This is a genomic window from Pseudomonas sp. MWU16-30323 (assembly GCF_020515595.1).
Lineage (GTDB): Bacteria > Pseudomonadota > Gammaproteobacteria > Pseudomonadales > Pseudomonadaceae > Aquipseudomonas > Aquipseudomonas yamanorum.
In genome coordinates this window covers 1-17,804 of sequence record NZ_JAIWYM010000023.1, presented here as the reverse complement: position 1 = coordinate 17,804, position 17,804 = coordinate 1, and the positions used below count along the sequence as shown (strand labels likewise).

Here is a 17,804-nt window from a genome sequence, read left to right as displayed (position 1 = left end):
AAAAGTGAAAGAAACAAAGCGCCCCGGTTACGCTACGTGCGGTAGCGCCACGCCGATAAGGACATCCTTGGTGATCAATTTTCGAAGCGCTTCTTCATCCATGGATTCGCTCCCTTCCGGCCGCACCGGCAGCACCAGGTAGCGGCTTTCGGCGCTGGTGTCCCACACCTTGATGGTGACCGAGGCCGGCAGGTGCGTGCCCAATTCCCGCAGCACGGTGCGCCCTTCGCGAACCAGCCGCGCACGGAATTCGAAGCCCTTGTACCACTCCGGCGGCAAGCCGAGCACCGGCCAGTTGGTGCAGGAGCACAGGCTGCACACAATCACGTTTTTCACACTCGGCGTGTCTTCCAGGGCAACGATGTATTCACCCTGCGGGCCGGTGTAGCCAAACTGGGCGCACGCTGCGGTGCCGTCCCTGAGCAGCAGTTCGCGAAACTGCGGGTCCACCCAGGCCTTGGCCACAATCCGAGCACCATTCTCCGGGCTCCATTCGTGCGCCATCAGCTGTGTCATGTGCTCGATGTAACCGTCGGGGATCAGGTCCTTTTGCTTGAGCACTTGCAGTAACGCCTGTGCTCGTTCGCCCGGGGTTGATGTGTTTTTTTCAGGTGTGGTCATGGGTTGATTCCTCATCGTTGATCTTCCAGGCAGCGCCTGACGGCTTATTCTTTTTGCGCTGCTTCTTTTGGCGTTGCAGGACCGGCTAACCGTTTTTCCAGTCAACAGACGCTTCGAACGCCGCGGCAGCCTGGTAAATCGTGCCTTCGGCATAGTGCTTGCCCACCAGCATGAGCCCGACTGGTAAACCGTCTACCAGGCCGCAGGGAATCGACATGGCCGGATGGCCGGTGATGTCCTGGGCGGAGGCGTTGCCGATCATTTCCAGGGCTCGGACCACATACTCGGTGATCGAGCAACCCGGCTCCGGGTGGGGCTGGGCAATGATCGGCACGGTAGGCATCACCAACAGGTCATAGCGCGCCAATGCCGCGTCATAAGCGGAGCGTGCCAGGCGCCTGAGGTTTTGCGCCTTGGCGTAGAAACGGCCGTTGTAGCGCTCGACACCGTATTGACCGACGAACATGCACAGCTTGAGAGAGGCCGACAGGTCATTCGCCTGGTCGCGCCATCCGGCTTGCTTGTCCAGCAACCCGACGTCATACAGCCCTTTCCAGTTAAAGCCGGCCCCATTGCCGTGCATCATCTGCATCGTCAGGCCCTCACAGCCGATGGGGTGCCACAGCGAACCGGCAATCTTGTGTTCCGGCACCGACACCTCCTCGACCTGCGCGCCCAACTGCGAAAACCGCGCGATGGCATTGCGTACGGACGAGGCCACGCGCGGGTCCTGGTTGGCCAGTTCGAAGCCTTCCCGCAGGATGCCGATCCTGAGACCGCTCACGCCGCGCTCCAGGTAATCGCTGTACGTGTCGACCTGCGGGGCGGCTTGTCGCGGATCGAGCCCGTCCGCTCCGGCCATGACCTCCAGCATCAAGGCGTTGTCGCGCACATTGGCGGTGATGGGGCCGGCATGATCGATGGTCGCTTCGATGGCCATGATCCCGGTGTAAGGCACCAGGCCGTGGGTCGGCTTCATGCCGTAGGTGCCGCAGAAGGCGGAAGGAATCCGGATGGACCCGCCCTGGTCGCCGCCGACTGCCAGGTCGACCTCGCCCGCGGCAACCAGCGCCGCGCTGCCGGAAGACGATCCACCCGAGGCAAACCCATGGCGATAAGGGTTGTGCACCGGTGCCGGGTCGGAGGTGTGACTGCCACCGGACAGGCAGTAATGCTCGCACGTGGCCTTGCCGAGGATGGTTGCGCCCGCATCCAGCAAGCGGGTGACGACGGTGGCGTCGAACGCTGGAACGTGGCCCTCCAGCGGCTTGGCACCATTCATCATGGGGACGCCAGCCAGTGAAATATTGTCCTTGAGCGCGACCGTTTTACCGGCCAGTTTGCCTTCACGGGCGCCGCTGACTTCCGTCCGGAAGTACCAGGCGTTCAGTGGGTTGTGTGCGGCCGATGGGCGATAGCCCGAGCTGCGTTCGTAACGTACAGGGGGGATAAAGTCGGGCAGCTCGTCAATCAGGTCGTAAGCGTCGAAGCTTGACTGCATAAGAAGCAAGTATTCATCAGCTTGCTCGGGGCTGAGCTGCATGTGCAGGCTGCTGGCGATATCCAATAGCTGCTCAAGGGTGGGGCGAACGATTGCCATGGTGGGGCGGTCCTTATCGTCAGTGGCCGAAGAGCACTGCGTACTCGTCAAGATCAGTGGGCCTGGTGCTCAAGATAGTCCGCGCCTCCGGTCGGAGGCTTGGTTGAAAAAGACATCGACTTGGCTGAGCCGGACAGCCCTGCGCCAAGGCCGCAGAGGTCTGCGATGGCTGTCCGGTGGAGGCTTGCGTCAAAAGATGCGGGCGTAACGCAGGTTCATGCGGAAGTCTTCCTTGGCGCCATAGTCCACCGAGAGGTCCTTGCCCAACTGCAGTTGGATCTGGTCCTGGGGGGTGACGAATTTGGTGGCCGTCAGACGGAAGTTGGTTGTCCCCAACTCATTATCCTGATTGACGTGTTCGACGTTCGTCTCGCCTCCCCAGGTGCGCCCGAAGCCGATAGCAAACGCGGTGGTGGCGTCCGGCATGTAACGGCCCATGATCTGTGCTGCGTAGGAAACGTCTTGCTTCATACGGTCGGCATTCGCACCATAATCAGTGTTGTCGCCATACCAGGTAGCGCCGCCGACCAGGTCCATTGCCCATTTTTCTGTGAAGTGCTTGACGTAGGCGCTCTGCAGTTCGAACTTCCAGCGGTTCTCACCGATGTTAAGCGCGTCATTCTTGTCGTAGGTGCCGGTGGGGACATACACATAGGGGGCGATACTGAGGGTGTCGCGGGCTTCGTTGAGCCGCCACTTGACCGGCGCGGTCAGGATCAAGTCGCCGACGCCACGGGTACTGCCCAGCGTCGAGGCATCACCTCCACTGGAGACGTGCCCGAACGGCAAAAGGAATTGCGGGTCGATGGTGACCGTGTCGCTGAGCGCGTAGACATGGAGCAGACGCAGAATGCCGACGTCTGAGCTCAACTTGTAGTCAGAGCTGACCTTGTGCCCGTTGGCGTAAGCCGAGTCTGTGGTGGAGTGCTGGTAATAAATCGCACCGATGGTCGCGCCGACCGGGTATTGCTCATAGTCGCCAGGGGCTACTTCACCGGCGTTCGCGTGAAGTGCGGGCAACAGGGTGGAGAGTGTCAGCAGGCGAATCTTATTCATCTTTTATTCCTCGCACAGGGAGACCGGGCCACCCGGGGAGGGTGGCCAGGAAGCAGTCATTGGGTTGTAAGCGCCGATGGCGCTCAGGCGGTTGGCGACAGCGCGTCGCGCAACATGCCGGTCTGCGAGTGACAGTTGATGTACTCGAATACCTGGCTCTTGGCGTCTGACACGGACACTTCGTGGTACAGCCGTAACTTTTTCAAACCCGCGGCCACACGGAAGAACGTCACGAAAATACGCAGGTGGGTAGGGTGGGATTCGGCCCAGCGTTCGAGTTTTTCCACCGAGCGCCAATGGCCGATGTTGTAGCTCAGGTCGAGAAAGTTGCCGTCCATGTCGATATTGCGCACGAACCTGTTGCTGTAGCAGCCCAGGGGTTGGCCGTTGTCACGCAGGAAGTCCATGCCGTCCTGCAAGGTCGGCAAAATTTCGTCGAGGTACAGCGAGCGTTCGTCCGCCTCGGCATCTGCCCAATCCTGGCCGGAACGAATCAGTGTGAGGTTGTCATGCCCCAGCACCACGACCCGTCCGCCTTTGGCAGGGTCACCCGCGACCACTTTCAGCTCAGTGGTGGGCTTCATCCAGTCGGTCTGGGAGATCGGGAAGCGGTCGCGCATCGAGCCCCAGTAACCGTGTTCTTCGATCTCGCCACTGGTGGTGTCCATGACTGCGCCGACACCGGGCAAGTTTTCCTGGAAGGCGTACAAGGTCTCGAACTGCTCGGCGCGCGGGGCGGTGATTTCGCGGAAATAGCCCAGGCCGTCACTGAGACGATCCGGCGAACTCCACCAGTCATTCACCTGGGGTGAGCGCAACCAGCGACAGTGGGCGCCAGGGTCTTTCCAGTACCCGACCACAATCAAATTATCAAAACCGCTGCTGTCGGTGTGGTGGGTCAAATCATGGGTTTGCGGGCCATCGTCCAGGCTGAAGCTGCCGACGATATGGCGCATTGCCTGCAATGCAGCCTCGCGCTGGGCCTCGCCACGATATTGCACGCCGAGATAGGCCATCACCACCTGTTGCAGCTGCTCGTCAGCCCGCGCGACCCACATCGGGAACGGCGGTTGATACTCGTCGGGCACACGGCGGGACAGGGTGCGTGGGCATTTGAGATGTGTGTCGATTGCAGATTCCATGTTGAGCTCCTCGTTATTTTCGTTCAGGCCTACGGGTGGGCGTCAGCGCTTCGGCGGCAGGTCGCGCTTGGCGACCTGCCATCGGTGCAGCAGCGTCATGGCCCCCCATTCAATCAACCAATAAGCCGACTCTTCAGGTGCGAGGTCGCGCCTTTGCAGAAGCCAGGATGAATCAGCCAATCGTTGTGAATAGGGTCGATGCATGGCATGCCTCATCAGCGGTGGGGTGAGCTGCTGTGAGGTGGAAATTAGGCTGGGCGGCGAGGGCGCGCTTTGTTCGACGAGACAACCGTTTGGTTGGAAAAGACAATGCCGAACCGCAATTGCACCTTTGGTCCGCGTTGGTGCACGTGAGCCATCCGCGTGACGTGCAGTGCTTCTAAATGGGGATGGCGGCGAAGGCGATAGCACCTAAGCCTGGCGAAAGTCTCGATGGAAATCACACGGCCGCAGCTGAAGAGGCCTGCAACTGCGCTTGGCCTGTTAATTGCTTTTGATGGCTGTAAATTGGCCGAAAATCAAAACCTATCGAGCGTCAATTGCATCGTTGTCGAGGTCGGTGTCATGAACCCAAACACTCAGTATTCGACCCTTGCCGTAGCGGCACCCCGTCGCTTTGATTACTGGAAAGAGGTGGTCTGCCGCCATTGCCTGTCGGCAGATAGCAAACCCTTGTCCCAGAGCAGTTTTGATGGCGCGCTTGCCATCAATACTGTCGGCGATCTGGACATCTGTTCGCTGTCATCGCCGCTGCATTACTGGGAACGCTCCGAGCGGCACCTGCGCAGCGGGCCGGCTGAAGATTTATGGTTGGGCTTCTCCCGAAATGGCCATGGACAAATTGAGCAAGGCGGAAGAAAAGCCAACCTGGCAACCGGAAATTTGTTTCTTTATGACGCAACTCAAGCGTTTCGATTCAGCTTCGGTGGTACCGAAAACCACCTGGTCCGTATTCCGCGAGCCTTGCTGACCGAGCGTCTGCCACGGATCGCCGATTACACGGCGATGGTCCTCGACGACCGGCGCCCCGGCGTCATTCCATTGCGTGAAATGTTGCGACAGGCCGCGAGCGCACCGGCGTCGTTGCAGGATGAGCACATCTCGAATCGTTATTCAGGCGCATTGATTGACCTGCTGGTGATCAGCCTGGAACTCCAGGACCTGAAGACAACCCACCAGGAGCTGGACCTCTACGGTCGCATCATGAAGTACATCCAGCGGCACCTGACCGAGCCGGACCTGTCGATTGAAGTCATCGCGCAAGCCCACAATGTGTCCACGCGAACCGTTACGCGCGCCTTCGCGCGGTACCAGAAAACCCCGGTTGCAGAGATTTGGAAGGAGCGTCTGAATGCCAGCCGTGAAGCGATTGAGCGCGGCCAGGTGCGCAGCGTGTCCCAGGCGGCGCTGGACTTCGGGTTTTCTGACTTCTCCCATTTCAGCCACGCATTTCGCAAGGCCTTTGGTGTTGCGCCGAATACCCTCTTGCGTCGAAGTTGAGGCGCTTGATGCGCAAACGGCTGGCGACTGAAACAGTAGGGATTCAGTACCTGAGGCCGCTGATTCCTTTGCGAGATCGAGGCTGCCGTGATGGCGGCCGAGGTTGTGACTAACCCCAGCCGCCGATGCTTGATCAGTGCGGGCTTAGTAGCGCATTTCCACCGCCACATAAGCCCCAATCCCATCCCCCGGATACAACGACGCCGTATCCTGCCCCTTCGCGTCATACAACGGCTGCACCGCCGTCACGTACTTCTGATTGGTCAGGTTCTTCAAATCCAATGACACCTTCCAGTCCTTGCTCGGCGTTTCATACCCCACGTTCGCCCCGAAGATCGTGTAGGAGGGCGCGTAGAAGCTGTTGGCATAGTCCACCGCCGTGCGCGAAGCCGATTGCACATTCACCCCGGTATAGAAGCCCGCTGGGTGCTGATATTGCACCTCGCCCTGATAGATATGCTTCGGAATCCCCGGCAACTGGTTGTCGCCGAAGGTCGGGTCGTGCCGGTAGTAGAAGTCGTTGTAGGTGTACACCTGGCGCAGGGTGATTTTTTCACCCGAGGTGTTTTCCCACAGGCGCGTATTCAGGCCGGCCTCGATCCCCTGGTGGATCGTCGGTGTGGCGTTGAATGCACCGGTCACCGCCGCTGCGGTGGAGGTGGCCGGAATGATCTGCACGTTGAGCAATTCATTTTTCACCCACGAGCGGTAGAGCGCCAGGCTGCCGTCGAAGATGCCCGATGAACCCTTGATCCCGACTTCCACGGTATTGGCTTTCTGCTCCACCAGCGGCCGGACGTACGGCGAGGTCGGCCCGGAGCCGGAGTATTCCCACGACGCCGGTGGGTCGACGGAGCGGCTGACGTTGGCGAACACTTGCAGTTGCGGGGTGAACTCGTAACGCACGCCGACCCGCGGTGCCAGGCTCCAGTTGTCGTAGGTCACATCGCTCGGGTAAGTGGTGGTGTTGGCCACCAGGGCTTCCTTGACGTCGGCATGGCGGCGCACGTTGATCGCCGAGAGGCCACTGGTCAGCCACAGGCCGTCCACCAGTTCCAGGTCGTTGCCCACGGAGAATACGTGATCGAACGATGAGCTGTAGTCGACGAACTTGCGGGTCTGTTTGTTGGCGAAGGTGGAGTCGACCTGGCCCTTGAGGTGTTCGGTGGAGGTGAAGGCCAGGCTGGAGCGGCTTTCGTGGCCGAACAGGGTGTCGCGGCGGTCGTAGTTGATCACCGCGCTCAGGTCATGCCAGTCCCAGTAGCTGGGGTTGCTCGGGCTGTTCGGGCTGTTGTTGTGGGCGTACTGGTAGTAGACGAAACCCACCGACAGGGTGGCGTCGTCCTCAAAGGTGTAGGTGGTCTTGCTGCCCAGCCATACGCTGCCGGGACGACGGCTGCCGGCGCCGCTGCTTTCGGCGGTGGCACTGGCGCGGTCGGAGTGGTGCTTGACTGCGTCGAGGGTAGTGGCGCTCGGGTCGTTGTGGAACTCGTCGCGGTAGCGCAGCATCACCCGGGTTTCGAGTTGCGGGCTGAAGCGGTAGCCAAAGTTGGCCACCACGCCCTGGCTTTTCGACAGGCTGTAGTCGCGGTAACCGTCGCTGCGGTAGTTGTCGGCATTCAGGTAGTAATCGAACGGCCCCTCGACGCCGCCGACGCTCAGGCTTTGCTTGTTGTAGCCGTAGCTCCCGGTTTCCGCTCGCACCCGCAGCCCGGGTGCGGTGTAGCCGGTCTGGTTGACGAAGTTGATGGCGCCGCCAAGGCTCAGCGCGCCGTACTGGAAGGCATTGGCCCCCCGCAGGATTTCGGTGTAATTCACCCCCGAGCCGTTGAGGAATTCGTAGGGTGTACCGCCCGGGCCGGTGATCGGCAGGCCATCGAACAGGAACTTGATGCCCTCACGGAAATACCCCGGCGAGGTGTTGGCCCCCGAGCCACGAATGGAGATCTTGGCCGCGTCGTTACCGCCGGTGGACTGCACGAACACACCCGGCTGATAGGCGAGGGTGTCCTGCAAGGTGGCGGTGCGTCCCTTGGCCACCTGTTCGCTGTCCACCACGCTGGTGCCGCCAGGTACCTCGGACAACTGACTCTTTGCCGCCTCAACGGGCGTGATTTTTTGTGCCTCCACCGTCACGGTCTTCAGCCGTGGGGCGGTCGACGGCGTGACTTCATCATCTGCCTGTGCGCTGGCGGAAAAGACCAGGGCCGAGCCCAGTCCCAGCATCGCCAGCCAAGTGGCTTGCCGTATGGCAAGTGTCAACTTTTGCAACTCTCCCCGAAAGATCGGATCCATTAAGCGTGTTCCTTATGAATAGATAAAGATAGCCCCAGCTTTCTATTCGAATAGTCATGCCTGTTTCGCTCTGAGCAGTTTCTATGCCAACGCTATTTTCCAATGATTACGGATGCTTAGTTGGAGGGAAGTGTTCTGCGGGGCACTTTGTTTTGAATCAGTGTTTAATTTTCAACAGTCAACTTTATTGGCCGGAGTTGCTTCAACTGTCGCAAACGCAACAGCAGATAAGCAGTGTGTAAGGCTGCCAACAATTCAAGGTCCTATAACGGGTATAACTATATAAGTGTTTGGCAGGGTTATGCCCGTTCTGTAAGGGTTTCGCGCTTGTTTGGTGGTCGGGATGGCGTTTCTGAAAGTTTGGCATGCTCACTGCATTACAGCCTGTAGTTGTAAACTTTCAGTGTTCATCGAGTTCCTCTAAGGAAGCGTCATTGACAACCATCCTGAAACTGTCGACGGTTATATCACTGTCCCTGGCGATCAATGCCTGTTCACCGGCTGCTGCACCACAACATGAAACTTCGGTGGCTGATGGCATTGTGACTAACGGTGTGGTGACTTATTCGGCGACGGACTTTTATGAGCCGTCACCGGGTCGCAGCGGTGGAACGTTGCGAGTGTCCGCCGCCTCCGACGCCGGCAGTTTCGATGTTCACGCCTTATCCAACGGCAACATCCAATGGATGGGCCGAATTCTCTACGATTGCCTGGTGTACCAGGACGAGCAGGGCAATATCAGCCCATGGCTGGCCCGCTCCTGGGACATCTCCGACGACGGCAAGACCTACACCTTTCACCTGCGCGACGACGTGACCTTCAGCGATGGCGAGAAATTCAACGCCCAGGCGCTGCAAACCAACCTGGAGCACATGCGCGACCCGGCGACCAAGTCCCCACTGGCCGCGGCCTATATCGCGCCGTACCTGGATGGCAAGGTCATCGACGACTACACCTTCGAAGCCCATTTGCGCGAACCCTACACACCCTTCCTCGACGTGCTGGCGCAGTCCTGGCTGAGCATGATTTCCCCCAGGCAGATCCGCGAAGCGCCCAAGACCATCGCCGAACATCCCATCGGCAGCGGCCCGTTCCTGTTGCAGAGTTACACCCGTGACCAGGGTGCGGTGTTCATCAAGCGCCCCGGCTACAACTGGGCGCCACCGGTGACAAGGCACAAGGGGGAGGCCTACCTGGACCGCATTGAGTTGAGTTACGTCCCCGAAGCCATGATCCGCTTCACGGCGCTGGAGTCCGGCCAGTCGGATTTCGCCCTCGACGCACCGGCCCAGAACGCCGCCGCCATTCGTGCCAACCCGAACCTGGTGATGCGCAGCCGGATCCGCAAAGGCAACCCGAGCCGCAGCATGACCTTCAACGTTGAACAGCCACCGTTTGACGACGTACGCGTGCGCCGCGCAGTCGCCAAGGCCATCGACCGCGAAGGGTTGGCGTGGATTTCCGGCTTCGGCGAATACATCGCCAAGGCGGATTTCCTGGCGGCCAACACCCGGTTTTATCAACCCAACAACGACGCCCTGGCCTACGACGTCAAAGCTGCCAATGCGTTGCTGGACGACGCTGGCTGGACCGGGCGCGATGCCCAGGGCTATCGAACCAAGGACGGTCAGCGCCTCAAGGCAACGATGCTGTCCTATGACAACCCGGCGTTTCCCGCCAGTGTCTCGGTGGCCATCCAGGCGGACCTGAAAAAAGTCGGCTTTGAGATGCCCATTGAAATGCTGCCGCTGACCCGGGTGACCGAGAAACGCTACGCCGGGAAATTCCAGGCGCTGGCCGGCGGTTACTGGCACACCAACACGCCCGATGGCCTGTTCGTGCTCTATCACAGCCAGGCCATCAGCACCGACAAGATCATCGGCCAGAACGTCGGGCGCTTCCGCGATGCCGAGCTCGACCGCGTGCTCAGCGCCGCTCGCCAATCCCGCGACCCGGTTGAATTGCAGGCGCTCTACGGCGAAGCGCAAAAGCGCTTGACCGAAACCGTCCCGGCGGTGCCTTCGGTGGAAAGCCAGGTGCTCACCGCGTATGGCCGGCAAGTCCAGGGCGTGATTTTTGACACCTCCCACAACGTACCGTTTTTCACCAGCATCTGGCTGGACCGGGGGCAACCATGAGCCTGTTCAAATCCATCGCCTGGCGCCTGCTGGCGGGCATCGGCGTGCTGTGGGGCGCTGCGACGCTGACCTTTCTCGCCGTCAATTTCAGCGGCGGAGATACGGCGCTGGCGATCCTCGGCGGCCCGGACTCGATGCCCACCCCGGAGCTGCTGGCCCGGGTGCGTGCCGAATACGGCCTGGACCAACCGCTGCTCGTGCAATACGGCAATTACCTGGTACGCCTGGCCCATGGCGACCTGGGCGAGTCCTACCGCCTGCGCATCCCGGTGCAGCAGGCGATTGCCGAGCAGATCGGCGCAACCATCCAACTGTCCCTGAGCGCGGCGCTGCTGGCGGTGGTGTTGGCCCTGGTGTGCGCGATCCTCACCGCCAACCGTTCGCGCTGGGTGCGCTCAGTCGTTTCCGGCAGCGAGCTGGTGCTGTCGTCGGCGCCTTCGTTTGTGATCGGCATGCTGCTGTTGCTGGTGTTTTCGTTTCATTGGCACTGGTTGCCGCCGTCCGGTTCCGTGGGCTGGCGCTCGTTGATCCTGCCCTCGGTCGCGCTGGCCTTGCCGGTAGCCGCGGTGCTGACCCAACTGCTGCGTCAGTCCCTGGAGGACACCCTCGAGCAACCCTTTATCGCCATGGCCCGCGCACGCGGCCTGTCCGAAACCGCCGTGCGCCTGCGCCATGCCTTGCGCCACGCGCTGGTGCCGTTGGTGACCCTGGCCGGGTTCGTGTTCGCGAGCCTGCTGGGGGGCGCGGTGGTGGTGGAATTGCTGTTTGCACGCCAGGGCATCGGGCGCTTGATGCTCGATGCCACCAGTAACAAAGACGTGCCGATGGTGCTGGGGGTGACCCTGCTCGCAGCCACGGTGTACGTGCTGGTGAACCTGGCCGTCGATTTGATCAACCGCTGGATTGACCCCCGGGCCAATCAAGCGTGAGTGTCTTTGAAGAAGGAAAAACCATGAGTGCTTCGATCCCCGCTGCGGTGAGTTATGCCGACTTGCACCAGCGTTTCGCCGACGTATTTGCACGGATAGCCGACACCGCCGTCGCCCGCGAGCAGCAACGCGAGCTGGCCCATGATGCGGTGGCGTGGCTGCGGGAGGCCGGCTTCGGTGCCCTGCGTGTGCCGCAGGCATTGGGCGGCCTGGGTGCGAGCCTGCCGCAGTTGTTTCGCCTGTTGATTGAGCTGGGGGAGGCCGATTCAAACCTGCCGCAGATCGTGCGCGCGCATTTCGGGTTTGTTGAAGGCCGGATTTCCAGCCGTGACAGCGAGTCCCAAAATTACTGGTTCGCCAAAGTCGTCGACGGCGAGCTGTGGGGCGCCGCCATGGCCGAACGCACCGACACCACCCGCAACTCGGTGACCCTCAGCGCCGTCGATTCCGGCTGGCAGCTGGACGGCGAGAAGTACTACTGCACCGGCACGCTGTACGCCAACTGGATCGCCGCCGTCGCCCTGGATGGCGAGGATTTTGTCAGCCTGGCGGTGCGTACCGATGCGCCAGGCGTCACCGTCGAGGACGACTGGGACGGCTTCGGCCAGCGCCTCACCGGCAGCGGCACCACCCGCTTCAAGGCGGTCGACGTACCGGCGCAGCACATCGTGCGACGCTTCAAGAAAGACGAGCTGCGCGCCGAGTCCTACCTGAGCGCGTTCTACCAGCTGTTCCACCTGGCGACCCTGGCCGGCATCGCGAATGCGGTGCTGCGCGATGCCACCGAATTCGTCAGAGGCCGCACCCGCGCGTTTGGCGTGCCGGGGCAATCGAGCCCCAAGGATGATCCGTTGGTACAGCGGGTGATCGGTCGCCTGTCGAGCCTGGCCTATGCCGCCCGCACTCAGGTGCTGGCCGTTGCCGAGGTCCTTCAGGAGGTGCACGAAGCAGAGCAGGGCGGTTACGCAACCGAACAGCATTACACCGAGGCCGAAATCCGTGCCTACCAGGCGCAACAGATCGTGCTGGAACAGGTGCTGGAAGCCACCACGCTGCTGTTCGAAGTCGGCGGCGCCTCCGCCACCAGCGAGTCGCGTCGCTTCGACCGGCATTGGCGCAACGCGCGCACCCTGGCCTCCCATAACCCGGCGATCTTTCGCGAACGCGCCCTGGGCAATTACTACCTCAACGACGTTACCCCCAACGCCGCCTGGCGCAGCCTGCAAGCCGCCGATGCCGAGCAGCAGGCCGCCCGCGATGAATCGAGTGCGGTATGAGCCTTCAACCCTTGAATAAAAAAGGATCACCCATGCGTTACCGCCAACTGGGCAACAGCGACATCCACGTCAGCGTGCTGGGCCTGGGCACCATGACCTGGGGCCACCAGAACACCGAAACCGATGCCCATCAGCAGATTGATTTGGCGCTGGCCGAAGGCATCAACTTCATCGACACCGCCGAGATGTACCCCACGCCCACCAAGGCTGAAACCTGGCGCACCACCGAGCGCTACATCGGCAGTTGGCTGGCGGCCAGTGGTCGACGTGACGAGGTGATCCTGGCCAGCAAAATCGCCGGCCCGGCCCGTGACCCCAGCAGCCAGCAGCACATCCGCGACGGCCTCAGCCACCACGACCGGCGCAACATCGTCGAAGCCCTGGACGGCAGCCTCAAACGCCTGAACACCGACTACCTCGACCTCTACCAACTGCACTGGCCCGACCGCACCACCAACATCTTCGGCCAGCGCGAATACCCCTATCAGGCAGACAACCAGAGCGTGGCCATCGAGGAAACCCTGGCGGTGCTGGCCGATCAGGTCAAGGCCGGCAAGGTGCGCCACATCGGCGTTTCCAACGAAACCCCGTGGGGCGTGGCCGAGTTTCTCAAGCAAAGCGAACGCCTCGGCCTGCCGCGCATTGCCAGCGTGCAAAACCCCTACAGCCTGCTGAATCGCCTGTACGAGGGCGGCCTCTCGGAATTCACCCACCGCGAAGGTGTCGGCCTGCTGGCGTACTCGCCGCTGGCCTTCGGCGCGCTCACCGGCAAGTACCTGGGTGGCGCACGTCCCGAGGGCTCGCGACTGTCGGCGGTGTACCGCACCTTCAACCGCTACGACAGCGCCTCGGCCCAGGAAGCCATCACCGGCTACGTGGAAATTGCCCGGCAGCATGGCCTGACCCCGGCCCAGTTGGCCCTGGCCTTCATCATCGACAAACCCTTCGTCACCAGCGCGCTTACCGGGCAAACCAGCCTGGCGCAATTGCGCGACAACCTCGGCGCGCTGGACGTGAGCCTCAGCGACGAGATCAAGGCGCAGGTCCAGGCCATCCACCAGCGCATTCCCAACCCTGCGCCCTAGAACGAGGAGCCTGGCATGACGCACACCATTGAAACGTTGAGCGGCATTCGCCCGTTGCGTCTTGCCGGGCTGACCCGGCTGCGGCCCGGCCTGTTGCTCGCCGGGGTGTTTGTTGCCGTGCTGCTGTTGGCCGCCGGTGTTCCGCAATGGCTGGCCCCCTATGACCCGCTGGAGGCGTCGGCGCGCCTGGCGTTCCAGGCGCCGAGCAACGTGCATTGGCTGGGCACCGATGAGAACGGGCGCGACGTGCTCAGTCGGTTGATTTATGGCGTGGGTTCCTCACTGTTCATGGGCCTCGCCGCTACCGCGCTGGGACTGGCCTGGGGCACCTTGCTCGGGTTGATCGCCGGGCTCGGTCCGCGTTGGCTGGACGGCGCCTTGATGCGCGGGATCGACGTGCTGTTGTCCTTTCCCGACCTGTTGCTGGCGCTGGTGATCATCACGTTTTTCGGCCAGGGCACGGCCAACCTGATTCTCGCCATAGGCATCGCCGGCGTGCCGCGTTATGCGCGGCTGGTGCGGGCGCAAACCCTCAATGTGCGCAACGCGGGCTACGTCGAATCCGCCGTCACCCTCGGCCAATCCCATCTGGCGGTGGTGCTGCGGCACATCCTGCCGAATGCGTTCAAGCCGGTGCTGATCCTCGCCACCATCGGCGTCGGCGGCGCGATCACCGCCGGCGCCGCCTTGAGCTTCCTCGGCTTCGGCGCACCGCCACCGGCGCCAGAGTGGGGCGGGATGATGTCCATCGGGCGCAGCTTCCTGGCCAACGCGCCGTGGCTGGTGGCCTGGCCCGCCTTGATCATCACCCTGACCGTTGTCTCCATCAGTGCCATCGGCCGCGAACTGTTGCGCCGCAGCGAAGGAAAGCCCCTATGACGATGAACATCCACACCCTCGGCCCGCTGGTCGACATCCGCGACCTGACGGTCCGTTTTGGCCGGGCCGAGCCGGTGTTACACGGTGTCAGTCTGCAGTTGCACCGAGGTGAATGCCTGGCGCTGGTGGGGGAGTCGGGCTCCGGCAAAAGCGTCACCGCCCGCACCCTGGCGGGCCTCACCGGCAAGGACGCTCACGTCCAGGCCGCCAAGCTGGCCTTCCAGGGCATCGACCTGCGCCAGCTCAACGAACGGGCCTGGCAGCAACTGCGCGGCGCGAGCATCGGCTTTGTGATGCAGGACGCCCTCGGCGCGCTGGACCCGCTGCGCCGCGTCGGTGCCGAAATTGAAGAACCGTTGCACCTGCACACCGCATTGGGCCTGGAAGCCCGCCGCCTGCGGGTGCTGGAACTGCTGCGGGATGTTGGCGTGCCGGAACCGGAACTGCGCGCGAGCCAATACCCGTGGCAGCTCTCCGGCGGTTTGCGCCAGCGTGCGCTGATCGCCTCGGCCATTGCCTGCAATCCACGGCTGATCATTGCCGATGAGCCCACCACGGCACTGGACGCCACGGTGCAGGCCCAAGTTATCGCGCTGCTGGAAAGCCTGCGGGGTGAGGACAATGCGCTGCTGATGGTCAGCCATGACCTGTCGGTGGTCTCGCGCCTGGCCGATCGCGTGGCCGTGATGCGCCACGGGGTGATCGTGGAGGAGGGCAGCACCGAGCAGGTCCTGCAAGACCCGCGTCATCCGTATACGCAACTGCTGCTGCGGGCGGCCAAGGCCGTGCACTTCCAGCCCACACGCCGGTTGCTTGCGGCAGTTGAACCGGAGCCTGCTCCCGAAGGCGAGGTGCTGCTCGAAGCGCGTGATCTCTCCAAAACCTTTGTCGGCCCCGACGGCAAAACCCGCACGGTGTTGAACCAGGTGTCGTTGCAGCTGCGTCGCGGCGAGACGCTGGGGGTGGTGGGTGAATCGGGCTGCGGCAAGACCACCTTGACCCGCCTGATACTTGGCCTGGAAACCGCCGATGCCGGCGAGGTGTGGATCAAGGGCCAGCGCTGGTCCGACCTCGATACCCGGCAAAAACGCGAAGCCCGGCGTGCGGTGCAGGTGGTGTTCCAGGACCCCCTCAGTTCCTTCGACCCGCGCTACACCGTGCAGCGTGTGTTGTTCGAAGCGCTGGTGGTGGCCGGTGTACCGCGTCACGCACGGCGCGACCGTGCCCTGGAACTGCTGGAACTGGTACGTCTCGATGCCAGCGCCTTGTCCCGCCGACCCATCGAACTCTCCGGCGGCCAACGCCAGCGCATTGCGATTGCCCGGGCGTTGGCTTGCGAGCCCCAAATCCTTATCTGCGATGAACCGGTCTCGGCGCTGGACGTGTCGGTACAGGCACAGATTCTGGAGCTGCTCGACGACCTCAAGCGCCGCCTCGGCCTGGCCTGCCTGTTCATCTCCCACGACCTGGGGGTGATCAATCACGTCAGTGAACGCGTGCTGGTGATGAAGGCCGGCGAAGTGGTGGAGTCCGGCTCGGTACGCGCCGTGTTCGACCGCCCGGCCCATGCCTATACCCGCGCGCTGATCGACGCGATCCCGATCCTCGAAACCGACTACACGCCGGTCCCGTTCTACCTGAACGTCGCGATCTGACGTATTGGAAAACGTATCTACGAAAGGAGTGCTCCAGGTGCCCAAGCAACTGCACGTGAATTTGTTTGAGATGAACTGCGTCAGTCACATCGTCCATGGTTTGTGGGTGCACCCGGACAACAACCGGCACCGCTTCAACGACCTCGACTACTGGACCGAGCTGGCGCAATTGCTGGAATACGGCACCTTTGACGGCGTATTCCTGGCCGACGTGATTGGCACCTACGACCGTTTTCGCGATGGCCCTGAAACCTCGTTGCGTGAAGGCATGCAGATCCCCAGCAACGACCCGCTGCTGGTAATTCCGGCGATGGCCGGGGTGACCAAGAACCTGGGCTTTGGCGCGACCTTTTCCACCACCTACGAACCGCCGTTCGCCTTCGCGCGGCGCATGAGTACCCTCGATCACCTGACCAAGGGGCGGGTGGGCTGGAATATCGTCACCTCGTACCTGCCGAACGCGGCGCGCAACTTCGGGCACGACACTGAGGTGGTCCATGATCACCGTTACGAGATCGCCGACGAATATCTGGACGTGTTGTATAAACTTTGGGAAGGCTCCTGGGACGACGACGCGGTAATCGTCGACCGCGAGCGCCGGATCTACACCGACCCGGACAAGGTGCGCTACATCAACCACGTGGGCGAACACTTCAAGGTTGCCGGTCCGCACTTGTGCCAGCCTTCGCGGCAACGTACGCCGGTGTTGTTCCAGGCCACCGGGTCACCGGCGGGCATCGAGTTTGCCGGGCGGCATGCTGAAGTGGTGTTTACCGGCGGCAATGATGCGCCGGCGGTGCGGGCGAATATCCAGGCGATGCGGCAGAAGGCAGTTGAGCATGATCGCGATCCGGCGGGGTTGAAGTTTATTGTGATGGCGGGGGTGATCGTCGGGCGTACCGATGAGGAGGTGAGTGCCAAGCTCGACAGTTATCGCAAACTGGTGAGTGTTGAGGCGTCGCTGGCTCATGGGCAGTCGGCGATTGATTTGACGGCGTATCCGCGGGATACCTTGATCAGTGATCTGGTGAGTCGGCAGGTCAAGGGGTGGGAGAGTTTGAGCCGATACAAGGCGGACTCCACTGTGGGCGCGGTCTTGGCCCAGCTTGGCGGCTTCAACCGTGAGCGTTTTTTCGTTGCCGGTACACCTACGGTGGTGGCTGATGCGATTGAGAAATGGCTAGATGAGGATGGGATCGATGGGATCAACCTGAGGCAGTATCTGTCGTTTGAAACGGCGCGGGATTTTATTGAATTGGTGGTGCCGGAGTTGCGTCGTCGGGGGCGGTTTCGTGAGCGGTACAACGAGGGGGAGACGCTGCGGGAGCGGTTATTTGGGGCTGGGCGGGCGCGGTTGCCGGGGGACCATTTTGGCGCGCGTTATCGGGATCCGGCGGCGTTGCTGAAGCCGGCGTTGCCGTTGCGCTTTCCGGCGTGAGTTGAGAGTACATATCCGTTTCTTCGGTAACGGCTACTTATGGTTTCGCTCTTACAGCGAGTCACTTTGCAAAAGCGGCAAAGTAGCCAAAACGCTCTGGCCCGCCTGTCGACGCCTCGCTGTGGCTCGGCGTTGCCTCACTCCGGCACCGCGAAGCGGGCCGCCGCGACGGGCCATCCATGGCCCGGC

The 17,804-nt window shown here is 62.0% G+C and carries 14 protein-coding genes; 8 read left to right on the top strand and 6 right to left on the bottom strand.

All coding sequences use genetic code 11. From position 1 onward, the window contains the following. Positions 1–27 precede the first annotated feature (27 nt). The 5 genes from nthA to LIY45_RS22465 form a co-directional block, all read right to left on the bottom strand. A complete protein-coding gene (gene nthA, locus LIY45_RS22485) occupies positions 28–621 on the bottom strand; it encodes a nitrile hydratase subunit alpha (protein ID WP_017478886.1) in 594 nt (197 codons plus the stop codon). Positions 622–706: 85 nt separating this feature from the next. Further along, the gene (locus LIY45_RS22480; protein WP_226477649.1) at positions 707–2,221 is read right to left on the bottom strand and encodes an amidase; all 1,515 of its coding nucleotides are present in this window, start codon (positions 2,219–2,221) and stop codon (positions 707–709) included. Between the two features lie 189 nt (positions 2,222–2,410). Further along, a complete protein-coding gene (locus LIY45_RS22475) occupies positions 2,411–3,277 on the bottom strand; it encodes a transporter (protein WP_226477648.1) in 867 nt (288 codons plus the stop codon). An 83-nt stretch (positions 3,278–3,360) separates the two neighbouring features. Beyond that, a complete protein-coding gene (locus LIY45_RS22470; RefSeq protein WP_226477647.1) occupies positions 3,361–4,419 on the bottom strand; it encodes a phenylacetaldoxime dehydratase family protein in 1,059 nt (352 codons plus the stop codon). Positions 4,420–4,461: 42 nt separating this feature from the next. Beyond that, the gene (locus LIY45_RS22465; RefSeq protein ID WP_177325534.1) at positions 4,462–4,623 is read right to left on the bottom strand and encodes a hypothetical protein; all 162 of its coding nucleotides are present in this window, start codon (positions 4,621–4,623) and stop codon (positions 4,462–4,464) included. A gap of 360 nt (positions 4,624–4,983) precedes the next feature. Here LIY45_RS22465 and LIY45_RS22460 point away from each other — a divergent pair, with 360 nt between their 5' ends. Then, positions 4,984–5,919 carry a helix-turn-helix domain-containing protein gene (locus tag LIY45_RS22460; protein WP_226477698.1) on the top strand — a complete coding sequence of 312 codons (936 nt, stop codon included), beginning with the start codon at positions 4,984–4,986 and terminating at the stop codon, positions 5,917–5,919. A gap of 144 nt (positions 5,920–6,063) precedes the next feature. Here the strand turns inward: LIY45_RS22460 and LIY45_RS22455 are convergent, their stop codons facing one another. Then, the gene (locus LIY45_RS22455) at positions 6,064–8,214 is read right to left on the bottom strand and encodes a TonB-dependent receptor (protein ID WP_226477646.1); all 2,151 of its coding nucleotides are present in this window, start codon (positions 8,212–8,214) and stop codon (positions 6,064–6,066) included. Positions 8,215–8,648: 434 nt separating this feature from the next. Here LIY45_RS22455 and LIY45_RS22450 point away from each other — a divergent pair, with 434 nt between their 5' ends. Genes LIY45_RS22450 through LIY45_RS22420 form a run of 7 tightly spaced genes read left to right on the top strand, consistent with a single transcriptional unit; the run spans position 8,649 to position 17,615 of the window. Beyond that, positions 8,649–10,352 carry an ABC transporter substrate-binding protein gene (locus LIY45_RS22450; protein WP_226477645.1) on the top strand — a complete coding sequence of 568 codons (1,704 nt, stop codon included), beginning with the start codon at positions 8,649–8,651 and terminating at the stop codon, positions 10,350–10,352. After that, on the top strand, positions 10,349–11,281 hold the full coding sequence (locus LIY45_RS22445) for an ABC transporter permease (protein ID WP_226477644.1): 933 nt from the start codon (positions 10,349–10,351) through the stop codon (positions 11,279–11,281). The genes LIY45_RS22450 and LIY45_RS22445 overlap by 4 nt, the downstream gene beginning before the upstream one ends. Before the next feature lie 23 nt (positions 11,282–11,304). Further along, on the top strand, positions 11,305–12,558 hold the full coding sequence (locus LIY45_RS22440) for an acyl-CoA dehydrogenase family protein (RefSeq protein ID WP_226477643.1): 1,254 nt from the start codon (positions 11,305–11,307) through the stop codon (positions 12,556–12,558). A 32-nt stretch (positions 12,559–12,590) separates the two neighbouring features. Further along, positions 12,591–13,643 carry an NADP(H)-dependent aldo-keto reductase gene (locus LIY45_RS22435; protein ID WP_226477642.1) on the top strand — a complete coding sequence of 351 codons (1,053 nt, stop codon included), beginning with the start codon at positions 12,591–12,593 and terminating at the stop codon, positions 13,641–13,643. Positions 13,644–13,658: 15 nt separating this feature from the next. Then, positions 13,659–14,522, top strand: coding sequence for an ABC transporter permease (locus LIY45_RS22430; protein WP_226477641.1), 864 nt, complete (start codon positions 13,659–13,661; stop codon positions 14,520–14,522). Beyond that, a complete protein-coding gene (locus LIY45_RS22425) occupies positions 14,519–16,177 on the top strand; it encodes an ABC transporter ATP-binding protein (protein ID WP_226477640.1) in 1,659 nt (552 codons plus the stop codon). The genes LIY45_RS22430 and LIY45_RS22425 overlap by 4 nt, the downstream gene beginning before the upstream one ends. Positions 16,178–16,214: 37 nt before the next feature. Then, positions 16,215–17,615, top strand: coding sequence for an LLM class flavin-dependent oxidoreductase (locus LIY45_RS22420; protein ID WP_008431781.1), 1,401 nt, complete (start codon positions 16,215–16,217; stop codon positions 17,613–17,615). The last annotated feature ends 189 nt before the right edge of the window (positions 17,616–17,804 follow it).

Bases quoted from the DNA above. Each gene is read 5' to 3' on its own strand.
- nthA (WP_017478886.1), bottom strand. From the start codon at position 621: ATGACCACACCTGAAAAAAACACATCAACCCCGGGCGAACGAGCACAG.
- LIY45_RS22480 (WP_226477649.1), bottom strand. From the start codon at position 2,221: ATGGCAATCGTTCGCCCCACCCTTGAGCAGCTATTGGATATCGCCAGC.
- LIY45_RS22475 (WP_226477648.1), bottom strand. From the start codon at position 3,277: ATGAATAAGATTCGCCTGCTGACACTCTCCACCCTGTTGCCCGCACTT.
- LIY45_RS22470 (WP_226477647.1), bottom strand. From the start codon at position 4,419: ATGGAATCTGCAATCGACACACATCTCAAATGCCCACGCACCCTGTCC.
- LIY45_RS22465 (WP_177325534.1), bottom strand. From the start codon at position 4,623: ATGCATCGACCCTATTCACAACGATTGGCTGATTCATCCTGGCTTCTG.
- LIY45_RS22460 (WP_226477698.1), top strand. From the start codon at position 4,984: ATGAACCCAAACACTCAGTATTCGACCCTTGCCGTAGCGGCACCCCGT.
- LIY45_RS22455 (WP_226477646.1), bottom strand. From the start codon at position 8,214: ATGGATCCGATCTTTCGGGGAGAGTTGCAAAAGTTGACACTTGCCATA.
- LIY45_RS22445 (WP_226477644.1), top strand. From the start codon at position 10,349: ATGAGCCTGTTCAAATCCATCGCCTGGCGCCTGCTGGCGGGCATCGGC.
- LIY45_RS22440 (WP_226477643.1), top strand. From the start codon at position 11,305: ATGAGTGCTTCGATCCCCGCTGCGGTGAGTTATGCCGACTTGCACCAG.
- LIY45_RS22435 (WP_226477642.1), top strand. From the start codon at position 12,591: ATGCGTTACCGCCAACTGGGCAACAGCGACATCCACGTCAGCGTGCTG.
- LIY45_RS22430 (WP_226477641.1), top strand. From the start codon at position 13,659: ATGACGCACACCATTGAAACGTTGAGCGGCATTCGCCCGTTGCGTCTT.
- LIY45_RS22425 (WP_226477640.1), top strand. From the start codon at position 14,519: ATGACGATGAACATCCACACCCTCGGCCCGCTGGTCGACATCCGCGAC.